The 14,045-nt window shown below is 62.6% G+C and carries 14 protein-coding genes and 1 other RNA gene; 6 read left to right on the top strand and 9 right to left on the bottom strand.

What is annotated here, in order from left to right; genetic code table 11:
• Window positions 1-2 precede the first annotated feature (2 nt).
• Window positions 3-1,616 carry an NAD+ synthase gene (locus tag IV098_RS10780; RefSeq protein ID WP_296888963.1) on the top strand — a complete coding sequence of 538 codons (1,614 nt, stop codon included), beginning with the start codon at window positions 3-5 and terminating at the stop codon, window positions 1,614-1,616.
• Complete coding sequence (locus IV098_RS10775) at window positions 1,613-1,951, top strand: P-II family nitrogen regulator (RefSeq protein ID WP_296888961.1); 339 nt, start codon at window positions 1,613-1,615, stop codon at window positions 1,949-1,951. Before IV098_RS10780 ends, IV098_RS10775 begins: the two co-directional genes overlap by 4 nt.
• A gap of 18 nt (window positions 1,952-1,969) precedes the next feature.
• Here IV098_RS10775 and IV098_RS10770 read toward each other — a convergent pair whose 3' ends face one another.
• A complete protein-coding gene (locus tag IV098_RS10770; protein WP_296888959.1) occupies window positions 1,970-2,797 on the bottom strand; it encodes an outer membrane protein assembly factor BamD in 828 nt (275 codons plus the stop codon).
• Between IV098_RS10770 and rluD the strand changes: the two genes are divergently transcribed.
• Together rluD and pgeF are read left to right on the top strand one after the other, a co-directional pair.
• The gene (gene rluD / locus IV098_RS10765) at window positions 2,796-3,776 is read left to right on the top strand and encodes a 23S rRNA pseudouridine(1911/1915/1917) synthase RluD (RefSeq protein ID WP_296888957.1); all 981 of its coding nucleotides are present in this window, start codon (window positions 2,796-2,798) and stop codon (window positions 3,774-3,776) included. The two genes, IV098_RS10770 and rluD, sit on opposite strands and share 2 nt — an antisense overlap.
• A 253-nt stretch (window positions 3,777-4,029) precedes the next feature.
• The gene (gene pgeF, locus IV098_RS10760; protein ID WP_296888956.1) at window positions 4,030-4,740 is read left to right on the top strand and encodes a peptidoglycan editing factor PgeF; all 711 of its coding nucleotides are present in this window, start codon (window positions 4,030-4,032) and stop codon (window positions 4,738-4,740) included.
• Between the two features lie 3 nt (window positions 4,741-4,743).
• Here the strand turns inward: pgeF and IV098_RS10755 are convergent, their stop codons facing one another.
• The 3 genes from IV098_RS10755 to nadC are packed head-to-tail and all read right to left on the bottom strand — an operon-like array spanning window position 4,744 to window position 6,912.
• The gene (locus IV098_RS10755) at window positions 4,744-5,589 is read right to left on the bottom strand and encodes a DNA ligase (protein WP_296888954.1); all 846 of its coding nucleotides are present in this window, start codon (window positions 5,587-5,589) and stop codon (window positions 4,744-4,746) included.
• Entirely contained in the window at window positions 5,577-6,074 is a 498-nt protein-coding gene (locus IV098_RS10750) for a GNAT family N-acetyltransferase (RefSeq protein WP_296888953.1), read from the bottom strand. Before IV098_RS10750 ends, IV098_RS10755 begins: the two co-directional genes overlap by 13 nt.
• On the bottom strand, window positions 6,067-6,912 hold the full coding sequence (gene nadC / locus IV098_RS10745) for a carboxylating nicotinate-nucleotide diphosphorylase (RefSeq protein WP_296888952.1): 846 nt from the start codon (window positions 6,910-6,912) through the stop codon (window positions 6,067-6,069). Before nadC ends, IV098_RS10750 begins: the two co-directional genes overlap by 8 nt.
• A gap of 71 nt (window positions 6,913-6,983) precedes the next feature.
• Here nadC and clpB point away from each other — a divergent pair, with 71 nt between their 5' ends.
• A complete protein-coding gene (clpB, locus tag IV098_RS10740) occupies window positions 6,984-9,575 on the top strand; it encodes an ATP-dependent chaperone ClpB (protein WP_296888951.1) in 2,592 nt (863 codons plus the stop codon).
• 221 nt (window positions 9,576-9,796) lie between these two features.
• On the top strand, window positions 9,797-10,336 hold the full coding sequence (locus tag IV098_RS10735; protein ID WP_296888950.1) for a thermonuclease family protein: 540 nt from the start codon (window positions 9,797-9,799) through the stop codon (window positions 10,334-10,336).
• A gap of 107 nt (window positions 10,337-10,443) precedes the next feature.
• Here IV098_RS10735 and ssrA read toward each other — a convergent pair.
• From ssrA to IV098_RS10710, 5 genes are all read right to left on the bottom strand, one after another.
• Window positions 10,444-10,810: a transfer-messenger RNA gene (gene ssrA, locus IV098_RS10730) on the bottom strand.
• Between the two features lie 80 nt (window positions 10,811-10,890).
• On the bottom strand, window positions 10,891-11,274 hold the full coding sequence (locus IV098_RS10725) for a SirB2 family protein (RefSeq protein ID WP_296888949.1): 384 nt from the start codon (window positions 11,272-11,274) through the stop codon (window positions 10,891-10,893).
• Window positions 11,275-11,276: 2 nt separating this feature from the next.
• A complete protein-coding gene (locus IV098_RS10720) occupies window positions 11,277-11,942 on the bottom strand; it encodes an HAD-IA family hydrolase (RefSeq protein WP_296889330.1) in 666 nt (221 codons plus the stop codon).
• A gap of 17 nt (window positions 11,943-11,959) precedes the next feature.
• Window positions 11,960-12,658: a bifunctional 2-polyprenyl-6-hydroxyphenol methylase/3-demethylubiquinol 3-O-methyltransferase UbiG gene (gene ubiG / locus IV098_RS10715; RefSeq protein ID WP_296888947.1), complete on the bottom strand. Its 699-nt coding sequence runs from the start codon at window positions 12,656-12,658 to the stop codon at window positions 11,960-11,962.
• Window positions 12,659-12,667: 9 nt separating this feature from the next.
• Complete coding sequence (locus tag IV098_RS10710) at window positions 12,668-13,996, bottom strand: TRZ/ATZ family hydrolase (RefSeq protein WP_296888946.1); 1,329 nt, start codon at window positions 13,994-13,996, stop codon at window positions 12,668-12,670.
• Window positions 13,997-14,045 lie beyond the last annotated feature (49 nt).

The following is a 14,045-nucleotide window of genomic DNA, read 5'->3' as shown; positions in this document are numbered from 1 at the left end:
CGATGAAACTCGGCATCGCCCAACTCAACCCCACTGTCGGCGACATCGCCGGCAATACCGCGCAATTGCTGGCAGCGGCGCGCGAGGCGCAGGCGGCGGGTGCGGCCCTGCTGCTGACGCCGGAAATGTCGATTTGCGGTTATCCGGCCGAAGACCTGGTACTGCGGGCGGATTTTTGCGCGGCCTGCGCGGCGGCATTGCAGCAGATCGCGCAGGACGCGCCGCCCGAACTCGCGCTGATCGTCGGTTACCCCGAGCGCAGCGACCAGGGCTTGTTCAACGCCGTTGCGCTGGTGCGCGGCGGTAAAGTCGAGTCGGTATATCGCAAGCATCACCTGCCGAATCATTCGGTGTTCGACGAGCAGCGCGTATTCGACAGCGACGACCGGCCCTGCGTGTTTACCTGCGACGGTATCCGTTTCGGGCTCAACATCTGTGGCGATATCTGGGAGCCGGGACCTGCTGCGCGCGCGCTGGACGCCGGTGCGGAATGGCTGCTGGTGCCGAATGCCTCGCCGTTTCATCTCAACAAGGAGCACCAGCGCTATGCCGTGGCGCGCTCGCGGATCGTCGAGGCGGGACTGCCGATCGTTTACGCCAATATGGTGGGCGGCCAGGATGAACTGGTGTTCGATGGCGCGTCGTTTGCGATGAATGCGGCGGGCGAGGTGGTGGCGCAGTGCCCGGCCTGGCAGGCCGGTTTGTTCTATTTCGATATTGCGGGCGAGTCATGCAGCGGGCCGCAGCATCAATTGCAGGACGAAGATGCTGCCGTTTACGCCGCGCTGGTGCTGGCGGTGCGCGATTACAGTGCCAAGAATAACTTCAGGGGCGCGCATCTGGGTCTGTCGGGCGGCATCGATTCGGCGCTGACGCTGGCGATCGCGGTCGATGCGCTGGGCGCAGACAAGGTGCACGCAGTGATGATGCCGTCGGACTACACCGCCGGCATCAGTGTGGAAGATTCGCGCGACATGGTGCAGCGGCTGGGCGTGCGCTATTCAGAAATCCCCATCAAGCCGGTGTTCGATGCTTTTCTGGCGCAACTGGCGGGCGAGTTTGCCGGGCGTGCGGCCGACACCACCGAAGAAAACCTGCAGGCCAGAACGCGCGGCACGCTGCTGATGGCGTTGTCGAACAAATTCGGTACGCTCGTCCTGACCACCGGCAACAAAAGCGAAATGGCGACCGGCTACGCCACCCTCTACGGCGACATGGCGGGCGGCTTTGCCGTACTGAAGGACGTGGCGAAAACGCGCGTGTTCCGGCTGGCGAATTACCGCAACGGCTTGTCCAGCATCATTCCGCAACGCATCATCGACCGCCCGCCGTCGGCCGAGCTGCGCCCCGATCAGACCGACCAGGACAGCCTGCCGCCATACGACGTGCTGGATGCGATACTGGCGGCCTACGTCGAGCGCGATCTGTCGGCGCACGATATCGTGGCGCAGGGCTTCGATGCCGCCGTTGTGCGCAAGGTCATCCGCCTGGTGGATCTGGCTGAATACAAACGACGCCAGGCCCCGCCCGGGCCACGCATTACCCCGCGCGGTTTTGGCAAGGATCGCCGCTATCCGATTACCTCGAAATACCGACCCGAAGGAGATTTGCCGTGAAAAAAATCGAAGCCATCATCAAGCCGTTCAAACTCGACGAAGTGCGCGAAGCGCTTTCCGATATTGGCGTAACCGGCCTGACCGTCACCGAAGTCAAGGGCTTTGGCCGGCAGAAAGGCCATACCGAGCTGTATCGCGGCGCCGAGTACGTGGTGGATTTTCTGCCCAAGGTGAAGCTGGAAATCGTCATCGCCGACAGCCTGCTCGACCGCGCAATGGAGGCGATCACCACCGCTGCGCGCACCGGCAAGATTGGCGACGGCAAGATTTTTGTCAGCAACATGGAACAGGTGGTGCGGATCCGCACCGGTGAGTCGGGCGAAACGGCTATTTAAGCCGTCGTCGCCGTTTGATTACCAGAGGCTGTACCAGGGACGGCCTTCGAGATCGACGCCCTTGGCATATTTGCTGTTGGGGAAGTTGAGGTTCATGACGCGCAGCGTGTCGTCGCGCAGATCGGTCAGGTGCAGTTTGTCGTAGGACACCACCATGATCGCCAGCGCTTCTTCCAGCGCTGGGGCATCCGGGTAGTTTTTCAGCACTTCGCGGGCGCGGTTGGCCGAGGCCACCCAGGCTTCCCGCTTCATATAGTATTTGGCGACGTGGACTTCGTTGCTGGCCAGCGCATTCAGCAGATAGTTCATGCGGGCGCGCGAATCTTCCGCATACTTGCTGTCGGGAAAGCGGGTGATCAGCTCCTTGAACGCGAGAAAGGCATCCCGCGCAGCTTGCGGGTCGCGCTCGCTCATGTCCTGTTCGATCAGGTTGCCCAGCAGGCCCAGATCGTCATTAAAATTCGCTAGGCCCTTCAGATAGTACGCGTAATCGACGTTAGGGTGGTTGGGGTGCAGTTTGATAAAGCGGTCGCACGCGGCGATGGCGGAAATCGGTTCGTTGTCCTTGTAATAAGCATATGCCACCTCAAGTTGGGCCTGCTGTGCGTAGCGGCCAAACGGGTAGCGTGATTCCAGTGTCTCGAACAGTTTGACAGCACGCTCGTAGTTGCCATCATTGAGATTGTCCTTGGCCTCGGCATAGAGCTTTTGTGCCGACCAGCCCGAGGTTTCATCCTGAAGTTCGGGCAGGCCGCTACAGCCGCCCAGCGTCAGGGCGACAGTGAGCAGTACGCTGCCCCATGCGCGTTTGAATGTAGTAGAACCGGAAAAATGTTGCTTAAGCATGGAAAAAGACACAGAAAATTCGTCTGACGATTATAAGGGATTAAGCGAAGACGGCGTTCGCGAGCTGGTAATCCCGAACGAGCAGGGCGGCCAGCGGCTGGACCAGGCGCTGTCGGCCCTGTTGCCCGAGTTTTCGCGCAACCGTATCCAGAACTGGATCCGCGCCCGCAAGATTGCAGTGGACGAGGTTTTTCCCTCGACCAAAATGAAGGTTTTTGGCGGCGAGTCGGTACGGGTCGAGATCGAAGCCGATCCCAATGCCACGCCGGATGCGCCGGAAGACATCCCGCTCGATATCGTGCATCAGGACCCGATGCTGCTGGTAATCAACAAGCCGGTCGGCCTGGTGGTACATCCCGGCAGCGGCAACCGCAATGGCACTTTGCTCAATGCCTTGCTGCACTGGGTTCCGCAGGTGGCCGAGTTGCCGCGCGCCGGCATCGTGCACCGGCTGGACAAGGACACCTCGGGCCTGCTGGTCGTCGCCAAAACCCTGCCCGCGCATACCGATCTGGTGCGCCAGCTGCAGGCGCGCACGGTCAAACGCGAATATCTGGCGCTGGTATACGGTGAAGTCGACCACGATGGCACGGTCGACGAGCCGCTGGCGCGCGATCCGCACAACCGCACCAAGCGTTGCGTCCACAGTATGGGCAAGCAGGCGATCACCCACTATGAAGTGGTCGAGCGCTTTCCCTCCAACGTCACCCTGTTGCGCTGCAAGCTGGAAACCGGCCGCACCCACCAGATCCGCGTTCATATGCAGCACATCGGCCACCCCCTGGTGGGCGACACCGTTTACAGCGCCAGCCGTCGCAGCCACCACAAGATCGTGTTCCCGCGCCAGGCATTGCATGCCGAGCGTCTGGGGCTAATCCACCCCTTGTTCAAGGATCTGGTGCAATGGGAATGCCCTCTGCCGGCCGATTTCGAGTCGCTGCTCGAAGCCTTGCGCGAAGATCGCCCCTGGGTGGCTTGAAGTCTGGGGTGTGCATGATCCTAAAAACCGCAGTTGACCGCTTGTCCTCTTGATGAATACCGCATGAACACTGGGTTTTCTGCCTTCGATCATAGTCACCGTTCGGGTGAGACCGCTACGCACCCGCTGGCACGCCTGCTCGTGCGCCTGCCTTTGTCGCGCCTCCTTGCGGGCCCCGGCCCGCAGCGTCGTTGCTTCGCGGCAGACACCCGATCAGACGCACCCTCGGGCGCGTCCAACTGCGGTTTCTAGGATGATCGTCCCTGACTGGCCTGCACCGCCCCACGTCAAAAGCCGGATGACCACCCGCGAAGGCGGGGTGAGCGGCGCACCGTGGACGGCCTTCAACCTGGGTGACCACGTCGGCGACGACATGGCGCATGTAGCGGCCAACCGCGCGCGCCTGCGCCAGCAACTGCCATCCGAGCCCGGCTGGCTGAAGCAGATTCATAGTGCAAAAGTGGTGGAAGCCGGCGCTGGCGTGCCGGAGGCCGATGCGTCTTTTACCCGTCAGGCTGGCAGCGTCAGCGTCGTTCTCACCGCTGATTGTCTGCCAGTGTTGTTCTGCGACCGCGCCGGCAGCGTGGTGGCGGCTGCGCACGCAGGCTGGCGCGGGCTGGCTGACGGCGTGCTGGAAGCAACCGTGGCCGCGATGCAGGTGCCGTCAGGTGAAATTCTGGCCTGGATGGGGGCGGCCATCGGCCCGCAGGTGTTCGAAGTGGGCGACGAGGTGCGGCAGGCGTTTGTCGCGCGGCATCCTGAGGCTGCCCACGCCTTCATTCCCCACGCACCCGGCAAGTGGCTGGCCGACATCTACCAGCTGGCGCGTATCCGCCTTAATCACGTGGGGGTTCAGGCTGTCTACGGCGGCGGGCGTTGCACGTATACCGAGACGGACAGCTTCTTTTCCTATCGTCGCGACGGCGTGACCGGGCGCATGGCTTCGCTGATCTGGCTGGAATAGCCCCTAAAAATCCTCTCGCACCCGCAGGTAACGCGGAAAGCGCGGCACGCCGTTTTTCGTCAGGTGCTGGTAGCGGTAAGTGATGCGGGTGCCGATGGGCGGTGGTTGACGGCGCAGCGCGTCGGAGAGCCCGCTGCCGATGCGGAAGCGCTGGCCGTCCGGCATTTCCATTTCCAGTGATCCCGTCATGCCCGCGTATTTGCCCTTGCCCGCCACATGGCCGACCACCACTGCCTCGGCGTCCTGCCAGGGCTTCAGTTTCAACAGCACATCGCTGCGTCCGGTGAGATAGGGCGCATCGGCGCGATGCAGCATCAGGCCTTCGCCGTTCGCCTTGACCACGGCATCGAGTTGCTGCATCAGCGTGGCATGGTCGGCCACGCGCGTCTGCTCGACGGCCTGCAGCCAGGGTACGCCGGCTTGCTCGATCAGGGCGTTCATCAGCTGGAGGCGGGCGCTGAAGTCACCGGCTGCACCGGGCAGCTCAAAAACCAGATACCGCACCTGCCGCCATTCGGCGTCCACCGGCTCGACTTTGCGTACCGTGCCCGACAGCGCATCGAAGGTATCGCGGCCGATCCACAGTTCGCCGTCCAGCTGCGCCGGCGGGAAGTTCGCGGTGAACCAGGCAGGCGCCGGCACCACGCCGCCGCCGCGAAAGCGCAGGGCGCGGCCGTCCCATTGCGCCCGCACGCCGTCGAATTTTTCGCTCACCCAATATTGGGTGACATCGACGTGGGCGGCATATTGCTCGGCCAGCAGCATCGCCGGGGCGGCGGCCGGGGTGTCTGCCCATGCCTGCCCGAGGCCCAGCAGCAGCGCCAGCAGAATGTGTTTCAGTCCAGCCATTTGTGCATGAACTGCGCGTGGCCCATAGCCGGGTCAAGTCGGTAGTCGTCGAACCCCAGCTTTTCGTAGAGCCCCCGCGCGGCGAGGTTACCGGAAAGCACTTCGAGCGTCAGCTTGCATGCGCCGCGCTCGACGGCAATCATTTCGACCGCGGCAAACATCTGCGCCGCAATGCCACGTCCACGATAGTCAGGCAGCACCACCACATCGTGCACGTTCACCAGCGGCCGGCAGGCAAAGGTGGAAAAGCCTTCGATGGCATTGATGAGCCCGACGGGCACGTCGCCCTCGAACGCCATCACGCTGAAAATGAACGGCCGCGCAGCCAGTTGGCTGACCAGATGGGCGCGGGCGAAACCGGACAGTGGTTCGCCGCCGCCCGCCGGGTCGCGCGCGTAGCTGTCGAGCAGATCGACCAGCGCGGCGGCGTGGACGGGGTTGGCGTAATCGACCCGGACTGTCTTGATTAAAAGTGGCTCAATCATCGGCCTGGATGCGCATCGACAAGTCGACCGCGCGGATATGTTTGGTGAGGCTGCCGATGGAAATGCGATCGACCCCGGTTTCGGCCACCGCGCGCACCGTGTCGAGCGTGATGTTGCCGGAGGCTTCGAGCAGGGCGCGGCCATGGGTCACCTGCACCGCGTGGCGCATGTCCGCAGGGCTGAAGTTGTCGAGCAGGATCAGCGGTGCGCCGGCGCTCAGGGCCTGTTCGAGCTCGTCGATCGTTTCCACCTCGATCTGCACGCTGACGGTGTCGCCCGCCAGCTTGAATGCCGCTTCCAGCACCTGGGCGATGCCGCCTGCCGCCGCAATGTGGTTTTCCTTGATCAGGATGCCGTCGAACAGGCCGATGCGCTGGTTCTGCCCGCCGCCGACGCGCACCGCGTATTTCTCGGCGACGCGCAGGCCGGGCAGGGTTTTTCGGGTGTCGAGGATGGCGGCGTGGGTGCCGCGCACGGCGTCGACGTAGGGCCGGGTGGCGGTGGCCACGGCCGACAGGGTTTGCAGGAAATTCAGCGCCGGGCGTTCGGCGGAGAGCAGGGCGCGGGCGTTGCCGCTGATCTCCACCAGGACGTCGCCGGCGGCGACGGCATCACCTTCGTTGATCTGCCAGTCGATCACGCAAACGGGGTCGAGCGCCCGAAAACAGGCGTCGAACCACGGCCGCCCGGCGATCACGGCGGTTTCGCGAGTGATCACGCGGGCGCGGGCGGTTTGGCTGGCCGGGATGAGCTGGGCGGTGAGGTCGCCGCTACCGATATCCTCGTCCAGTGCACGGGCGATATCGATCAGAACCTGGGATTGAATCAATTCAGACATGGCGGGTTGAAATCGCCTGGGCAGGCTTCATGTAAGGGCCATTGAATATACCTTAAAGCACGAGGCCCACTATGCGATTTGACAAGCTCACCACGCAGTTTCAACAGGCATTTTCCGACGCCCAAAGCCTGGCCGTCGGCGGCGACCACGCCTATATTGAGCCACAGCACCTGCTGCTGGCCTTGCTCAATCAGGAAGGCGGCGGCGCTGCGGCCATCCTGTCGCGCGCCGGCGCGCAGGTGCCTGCGCTGAAAGCGGCACTGACGCAGGCGCTGACCCGTTTGCCCAAGGTCGAAGGACAGGGCGGCGAGGTGAGCATCTCGCGCGAACTGAACAGCCTGCTGAACCTGACCGACAAGGAGGCGATGAAGCGCAACGACGCCTTCATCGCTTCCGAGTTGTTTCTGCTGGCGGCACTGGACGACAAGGGTGAAACCGGGCGTCTGATGAAGCAGCACGGTGCACAGAAAGCCGCGCTGGAACAGGCCATCCAGTCGGTGCGTGGTGGCGAAAACGTGCAATCGCAGGAGGCCGAAGGCCAGCGCGAGGCGCTCGCCAAGTACACCCTCGATCTGACCGAGCGGGCGCGTGACGGCAAGCTCGACCCGGTGATTGGCCGCGACGACGAAATCCGCCGCTCGATCCAGATCCTGCAGCGCCGTACCAAGAACAACCCGGTGCTGATCGGCGAGCCTGGCGTCGGCAAAACTGCAATTGTCGAGGGGCTGGCGCAGCGGATCGTGAATGACGAAGTGCCGGAGACCCTGAAGGGCAAGAAAGTGCTGGTGCTCGACCTCGCCGCGCTGCTGGCCGGAGCCAAATATCGCGGTGAATTCGAGGAACGCCTGAAAGCCGTGCTGAAAGAGCTGGCAATGGATCCGGGCCGTTACATCGTGTTTCTCGACGAGCTGCACACCCTGGTCGGTGCAGGCAAGGCCGAAGGCGCGATGGATGCCGGCAATATGCTGAAACCGGCATTGGCGCGCGGCGAGCTGCACCTGATCGGCGCCACCACGCTCGACGAGTACCGCAAATACGTGGAGAAAGACGCCGCGTTGGAGCGCCGCTTCCAGAAGGTTCTGGTGGACGAGCCCAGCGTCGAATCGACCATCGCCATTCTGCGCGGCCTGCAGGAGCGCTACGAACTGCACCACGGGGTCGATATCACCGACCCGGCGATCGTCGCGGCAGCCGAACTCTCGCACCGCTACATTACCGACCGTTTCCTGCCCGACAAGGCGATCGACCTGATCGACGAGGCGGCTGCGCGCGTCAAGATGGAAATCGACTCCAAGCCCGAGGTGATGGACAAGCTCGAACGGCGCATGATCCAGCTGAAGATCGAGCGCGAGGCTGTCAAGCGCGAGAAGGACGAAGCGTCCAAAAAGCGCCTGCAACTGATCGAGGACGAACTGCTGACCCAGCAGCGCGAATACAACGATCTGGAAGAAGTCTGGAAAGCTGAAAAAGCCCAGGTGCAGGGCAGCGCCCACATCAAGGAAGAAATCGACAAGTTGCGCGGCGAGATGGTCGAGCTGCAGCGTCAAGGCAAGCTGGACAAAGTCGCCGAGATTCAATACGGCAAGCTGCCGCAGCTGGAAGCCCAGTTGAAGCATGCCGAAGCGGCCGACACCAAGTCTGCGTTCAAGTTGCTGCGTACCGAAGTCGGCGCCGAGGAAATCGCCGAGGTCGTCTCGCGGGCGACCGGCATCCCGGTCTCGAAAATGATGCAGGGCGAGCGCGACAAGCTGCTGCACATGGAAGACAAGCTGCACAGCCGCGTGGTGGGGCAGGATGAAGCGGTGCGCGTCGTCTCCGACGCCATCCGCCGCTCTCGCGCCGGCCTGTCCGATCCCAACCGTCCGCTCGGCTCTTTCCTGTTTCTTGGCCCCACCGGCGTCGGCAAGACCGAGCTGTGCAAGACGCTGGCCGAATACTTGTTCGACTCGGCCGATCACATGATCCGCATCGACATGAGCGAATTCATGGAGAAGCATTCGGTCGCCCGCCTGATCGGCGCGCCACCCGGCTATGTCGGCTATGAAGAGGGCGGTTATTTGACCGAAGCGGTGCGTCGCAAGCCCTATTCCGTGATCCTGATGGACGAGGTGGAAAAGGCGCATCCGGACGTGTTCAACGTGCTGCTGCAGGTGTTGGATGACGGCCGCCTGACCGACGGCCAGGGCCGCACCGTCGACTTTCGCAACACCGTGATCGTGATGACCTCCAACCTTGGCAGCCAGATGATCCAGCAGATGAGCGGCGACGATTATCAGGTGGTGAAGCTGGCCGTGCTGGGCGAAGTGAAGTCCTACTTCCGCCCCGAGTTCATCAACCGCATCGACGAAGTCGTCGTGTTCCACGCCCTGGACGAGAAAAACATCGCCAGCATCGCGCGCATCCAGCTGCAAGGCCTGGAAAGTCGTCTGGCGCAAATGGAAATGGGGCTGGACGTCAGCGATGCTGCGCTGGCCGAAATCGCCCGCGCCGGCTTCGACCCGCTTTACGGCGCGCGGCCGCTCAAACGGGCGATCCAGAGCGAACTTGAAAACGCTTTGGCGAAGGAAATCCTGGGTGGGCGCTTTGCAGCCAAAGACACCATTCGGGTGGATGCGCGCGATGGTGTGTTCAGCTTCGAAAAAGCAGCGACACCCGCAGGATAAGCATTCCCCAAGCCCAACCCGGCAGTCGGGTTGAGGTTTTGGGAGGCGGTTCATCGCCACAAAGAAAAGGGCCCGGATCGTATCCGGGCCCTTTTTATTGTTCATTGGGAGACCTTGCGAAGCCCGGATGCGGGTTATCGGATGGACTTGCCGGATCGCTACCTTGGTCAGCGTGTAGTACTGTTGCCAACACGAGAAATCAGCTTCGGAGTGTGGCCCACATGAAGAACTGCAACTGGAGCCCGGCTTGCGTACACGTCCTTGTTGGCATGGCATTGACGCTGCTCTCTCCGCTGATCCATGCCGAGCGCCTCCACGGGCGCGTCGTCGCCGTTGCAGACGGCGACACTTTGAACCTTTTGGCTGAAGGTCGGCAATACACAATCAGGATCGCAGGCATTGATGCGCCCGAGCGACACCAGGCCTGGAACGAACAATCGAAACTCAATCTCAGCCGGCTGAGCCTGAACCAGACGGCTGTCGCGGACTGCCCCAGGATCGACCCGCACAGAACGATGATCTGCAAGCTGACGGTGAAAGCGGTTGATATGGGACTGGAGCAGGTAAAGGATGGGATGGCCTGGTGGGCCAAAGACTTGGCCAGAGACCTGTCGCCCGAAGATCAGTCTGCCTGCCAAAGCGCCCAACTCATGGCGCAGTTGATGCGGCGCGGGCTGTGGCGTGAGACCAAGCCCATCCCACCCTGGGCGTTCAGAAAGCAAGGCCGGCTGTTTCCGGATAAAAGCTATCCCGGGTTTTAGCGGGCAGGCGCGCTGTCCGGGCTTTCGAGAATTTTAGCATTCCTGTTCTGGATCGGAATTCCGGGCAATAAAAAGCCCAACCGGGAACGGTTGGGCTTTTGGGTAGATGGTGGAGGCGGCGGGAATCGAACCCGCGTCCGAAAGCCCTCTACAGGCAGTTCTACATACTTAGTCCGGTGATTTTGTGCTTTAGCCTTGGTTACGCCCGCCGAACAGGCTGAACTTTGGCGAGTGGCCTTGATTTAATGTCTGCCCAAGCCACCCGGACAGACACGATCATGCTGAGATTACCCTGCTGTTGGTTGCCCAACCCAACCCGCATGCTGGCTGGTGCAGGGTCTAGCGCAATTAAGCGGCTAGAGCGTAAGTTTCGTCGTTTGCGTTTAAACGATTTTCAGTTGGATTTACGAGGTACTCTGACCCTCGGTATGCCCTACGCTGCTTCGCGACCCCCGTCGAAACCAGGTCGCCCCCTTGTGTTGCTGCTTCAAGTGTAATGCATTGAGTGACGCCGGGTGAAAAAGTTCCGGGGATTTAGGGCCTGATAACGCGCCCTACCGTATGAAAGGAACAGGGTCGCGGGAGACGGCAACCGCGGCCATGTAGCCGAATATCAGCAGCGCGGCGATCCAGGCGGCGATACGCTGGCTTCGGGTTCGGCCGCGTTTGAGGGCGATAGTTCCGAGCACGATGTAGAGGATCAGTGCGAAGAACTTGGCCGTCAGCCAGCCGTTTACCAGCGGATATTGCCGGGTCAGCATGGCCAGACTGATGCCGCTGGCCAGCAGCAAGCTGTCGTTGATATGCGGGACGATCCGTACCCAGCGGGCGTGCAGGCGGGGCGATTCGGCCATCATCCAGACGCCGCGCAGCACAAATAGCGCGAGGGTGACGACGAGGGTGGTCAGGTGCAGTTGCTTGAGCAGGCTGTATGCCATGCTCAGTTAGCGAGGTAGTCGAGGGTTTCGAGCGGGTGGCGGATTTGCGCGTGCGCGCCCCAGGTGTGCGGCTGATCGGCGGCATCGAGGTAACCCCAGGCGGCGACCAGGGCGGGCATGGCGGCGGCGTTGGCGGCCTGAATGTCGCGCTCGGCGTCGCCCAGGTACAGGCATTGCGCGGGGGCGACTTCGCACAGTTCGGCGGCGGCGAGCATGGGCGCAGGGTGCGGCTTGGGCTGCGGGCAGGTGTCGCCGGAGACGATGCAGGCGGCGCGCTCGGCCAGGTCGAGAATAGACATCAGCGGTTCGGTGAAGCGGGCGGGCTTGTTGGTAACGACGCCCCATTTGAGCTGGCGCGCGTCGAGCGCAGCCAGCAGGTCGAGAATGCCGTCGAACGGCCGCGAATGGCGGCAGATGTTGTCGGCATACAGTTGCAGAAATTCTTCACGCATCGGTGCAAACTTTGTGTCGTCCGGGTGCAGATCGAAGCCGATGCCGAGCAGGCCGCGCGCGCCGTGCGAGGCCTGCGGGCGAATGATGTCGTCGGTCAACGGCGGCAGGCCGTGGCGCGCGCGTTGCAGGTTGAGCGCGTAGCCAAGGTCGGGTGCGGTATCGACCAGCGTGCCGTCGAGATCGAACAGCACGGCCTGGATGCCTTCAAGCTTCATCGCGTTGATTTCCATGCCTATTCTCCACGCTGCGTCGCCAGCAGGTAGTTGACGTCGGTATCGGCTTCCAGCTTGTAGATTTTGGTCAGCGGGTTGTAGGTCATGCCGATCAGCTCCTGTGTGTCGAGGCCGTTTTCGCGCGCCATGCGGGCCAGTTCGGCGGGCTGGATGAACTTGGCGTAGTCGTGGGTGCCGCGCGGCAGCATATTGAGGATGTATTCGGCGCCGACGATGGCGAACAGGTAGCTTTTGGCGTTGCGGTTCAGTGTCGAGAAGAACACCCAGCCACCCGGTTTGACCAGGCGCGCACAGGCGGCGACGATGGCTGCGGGATCCGGCACGTGTTCCAGCATTTCCATGCAGGTGACCACGTCGAATTCGCCGCCATGCTGCGCGGCGAAATTTTCAGCTGAGACCAGCTGGTAATCGACGCTGAGTCCGGATTCGTACAGGTGCAGCTTGGCGACCTTGAGCGCCTTTTCCGATAAATCGATACCACTGACGCTGGCGCCGGCTGCTGCCATCGCCTCGGCCAGAATGCCGCCGCCGCAGCCGACGTCGAGCACTTTTTTGCCCGCCAGCGTGGCCTTCTGGTCAATCCACTTCAGGCGCAGCGGGTTGATCTCGTGCAGCGGTTTGAATTCGGAATTCGGGTCCCACCAGCGGTGCGCAAGCTCGGAAAATTTGGCGATTTCAGCGGCGTCGACATTGCTCATTTGAAAGTCCTATGCAGTGATTTTGGCGCGCCAGTAGGCGGCACGTGCGTTCAGGTCGTCGATGTTCAGACCATTCTGGCCGAGATCGACCAGACGGTGGTTATCCAGTTTCAGTTTGCCATCGACCCAGACATGACTGACGTTTTCGCGTCCCGCCACGTATACCAGATGCGAGACGGGATCGAACACCGGCTGGCTCGATGCGGCGGACAGGTCGACTGCGACCAGATCGGCGCGCTTGCCGGGCGTGATGCTGCCGATCTGGCTGTCGAGATTGAGCGCACGCGCGCCGCCGAGCGTGGCTGCCCTGAGCGCGGCGGCGGCGGGCAGGGCAGTCGCGTTGCCGCTGACGCCCTTGGCCAGCAGGGCAGCCAGGCGCATTTCGGCAAACAGGTCGAGGCGGTTGTTGCTGGCCGCGCCGTCGGTGCCGAGGCCGAGATTGACGCTCGCGTCGCCGAGCCGGGCTGCCGGTGCGATGCCTGAGGCGAGCTTCAGGTTCGAGCTGGGGCAATGCGCCACATGGCAGCCATGCTGCGCCAATAGTTCGATTTCGGCGTCGTTCACGTGCACGGCGTGGACGCCGATGAAGTTTGGCCCCAACAGGCCGAGCCGCGCCAGCCGTTCCAGCGGACGCACGCCATATTGTTTGATGCTGTCGCGGATTTCGTCGTCGGTTTCGTGAATGTGGGTGTGGATGGGCAGGCCGAGCTGTTCGGCCAGGGTGCTGATGCGGCCGAAAGTGGTGTCGGAAATGGTGTAGGGCGCGTGCGGGGCGAAGGTAAAGCTCAGCAACGGCTCTTCCTTCAGTTCGTCGCGCATCGCCAGACCCTTGGCCAGATAGTCGTCGGCATCCACCGCGTAGGCACTGGGAAATTCCAGCACGATCATGCCCAGCGCGGCGCGCATGCCGGCCTGGACGAAGGCTTCGCCCGCGGCCTGCGGGAAGAAATACATGTCGTTTACGGTGGTGATGCCGCCCGCCAGCATCTCGGCGGCGGCGAGCAGGGTGCCATCGCGCACGAAAGCGCCTGATACGTGTTTTTTCTCGGCCGGCCAGATGTGCTGGTGCAGCCAGGCCATCAAGGGCTGGTCGTCGGCAAAGCCGCGCAGGAGCGACATGGCGGCATGGCAATGCAGATTGACCAGGCCTGGAATCAGCACCTGGCCGGGCAGGGCGAGGGTGCGCGCAGCATCGTAGCGGACAGGCGCGTCGGCGGCAGGCAGCACATCGAGAATCTCGCCGTCATGCACCACCACGGCGTAGTCGGTCAGTGCGCCATCGGTCTCGACGGGAACGACCCATTGCGGCAGGAGAAGGAGATCGACCGGGATTTTCATGTGGCTGCATTCTCACTGTTTGGCCGGGGTTTGGCAAAGGCCGCCGGAC

The sequence above is a fragment of the Thiobacillus sp. genome (assembly GCF_018780105.1).
In the GTDB taxonomy this organism is placed as follows: Bacteria; Pseudomonadota; Gammaproteobacteria; order Burkholderiales; family Thiobacillaceae; genus Thiobacillus.
Note: the sequence above shows the minus strand (reverse complement) of the source record. Positions and strands in the feature narration are given on the sequence as shown.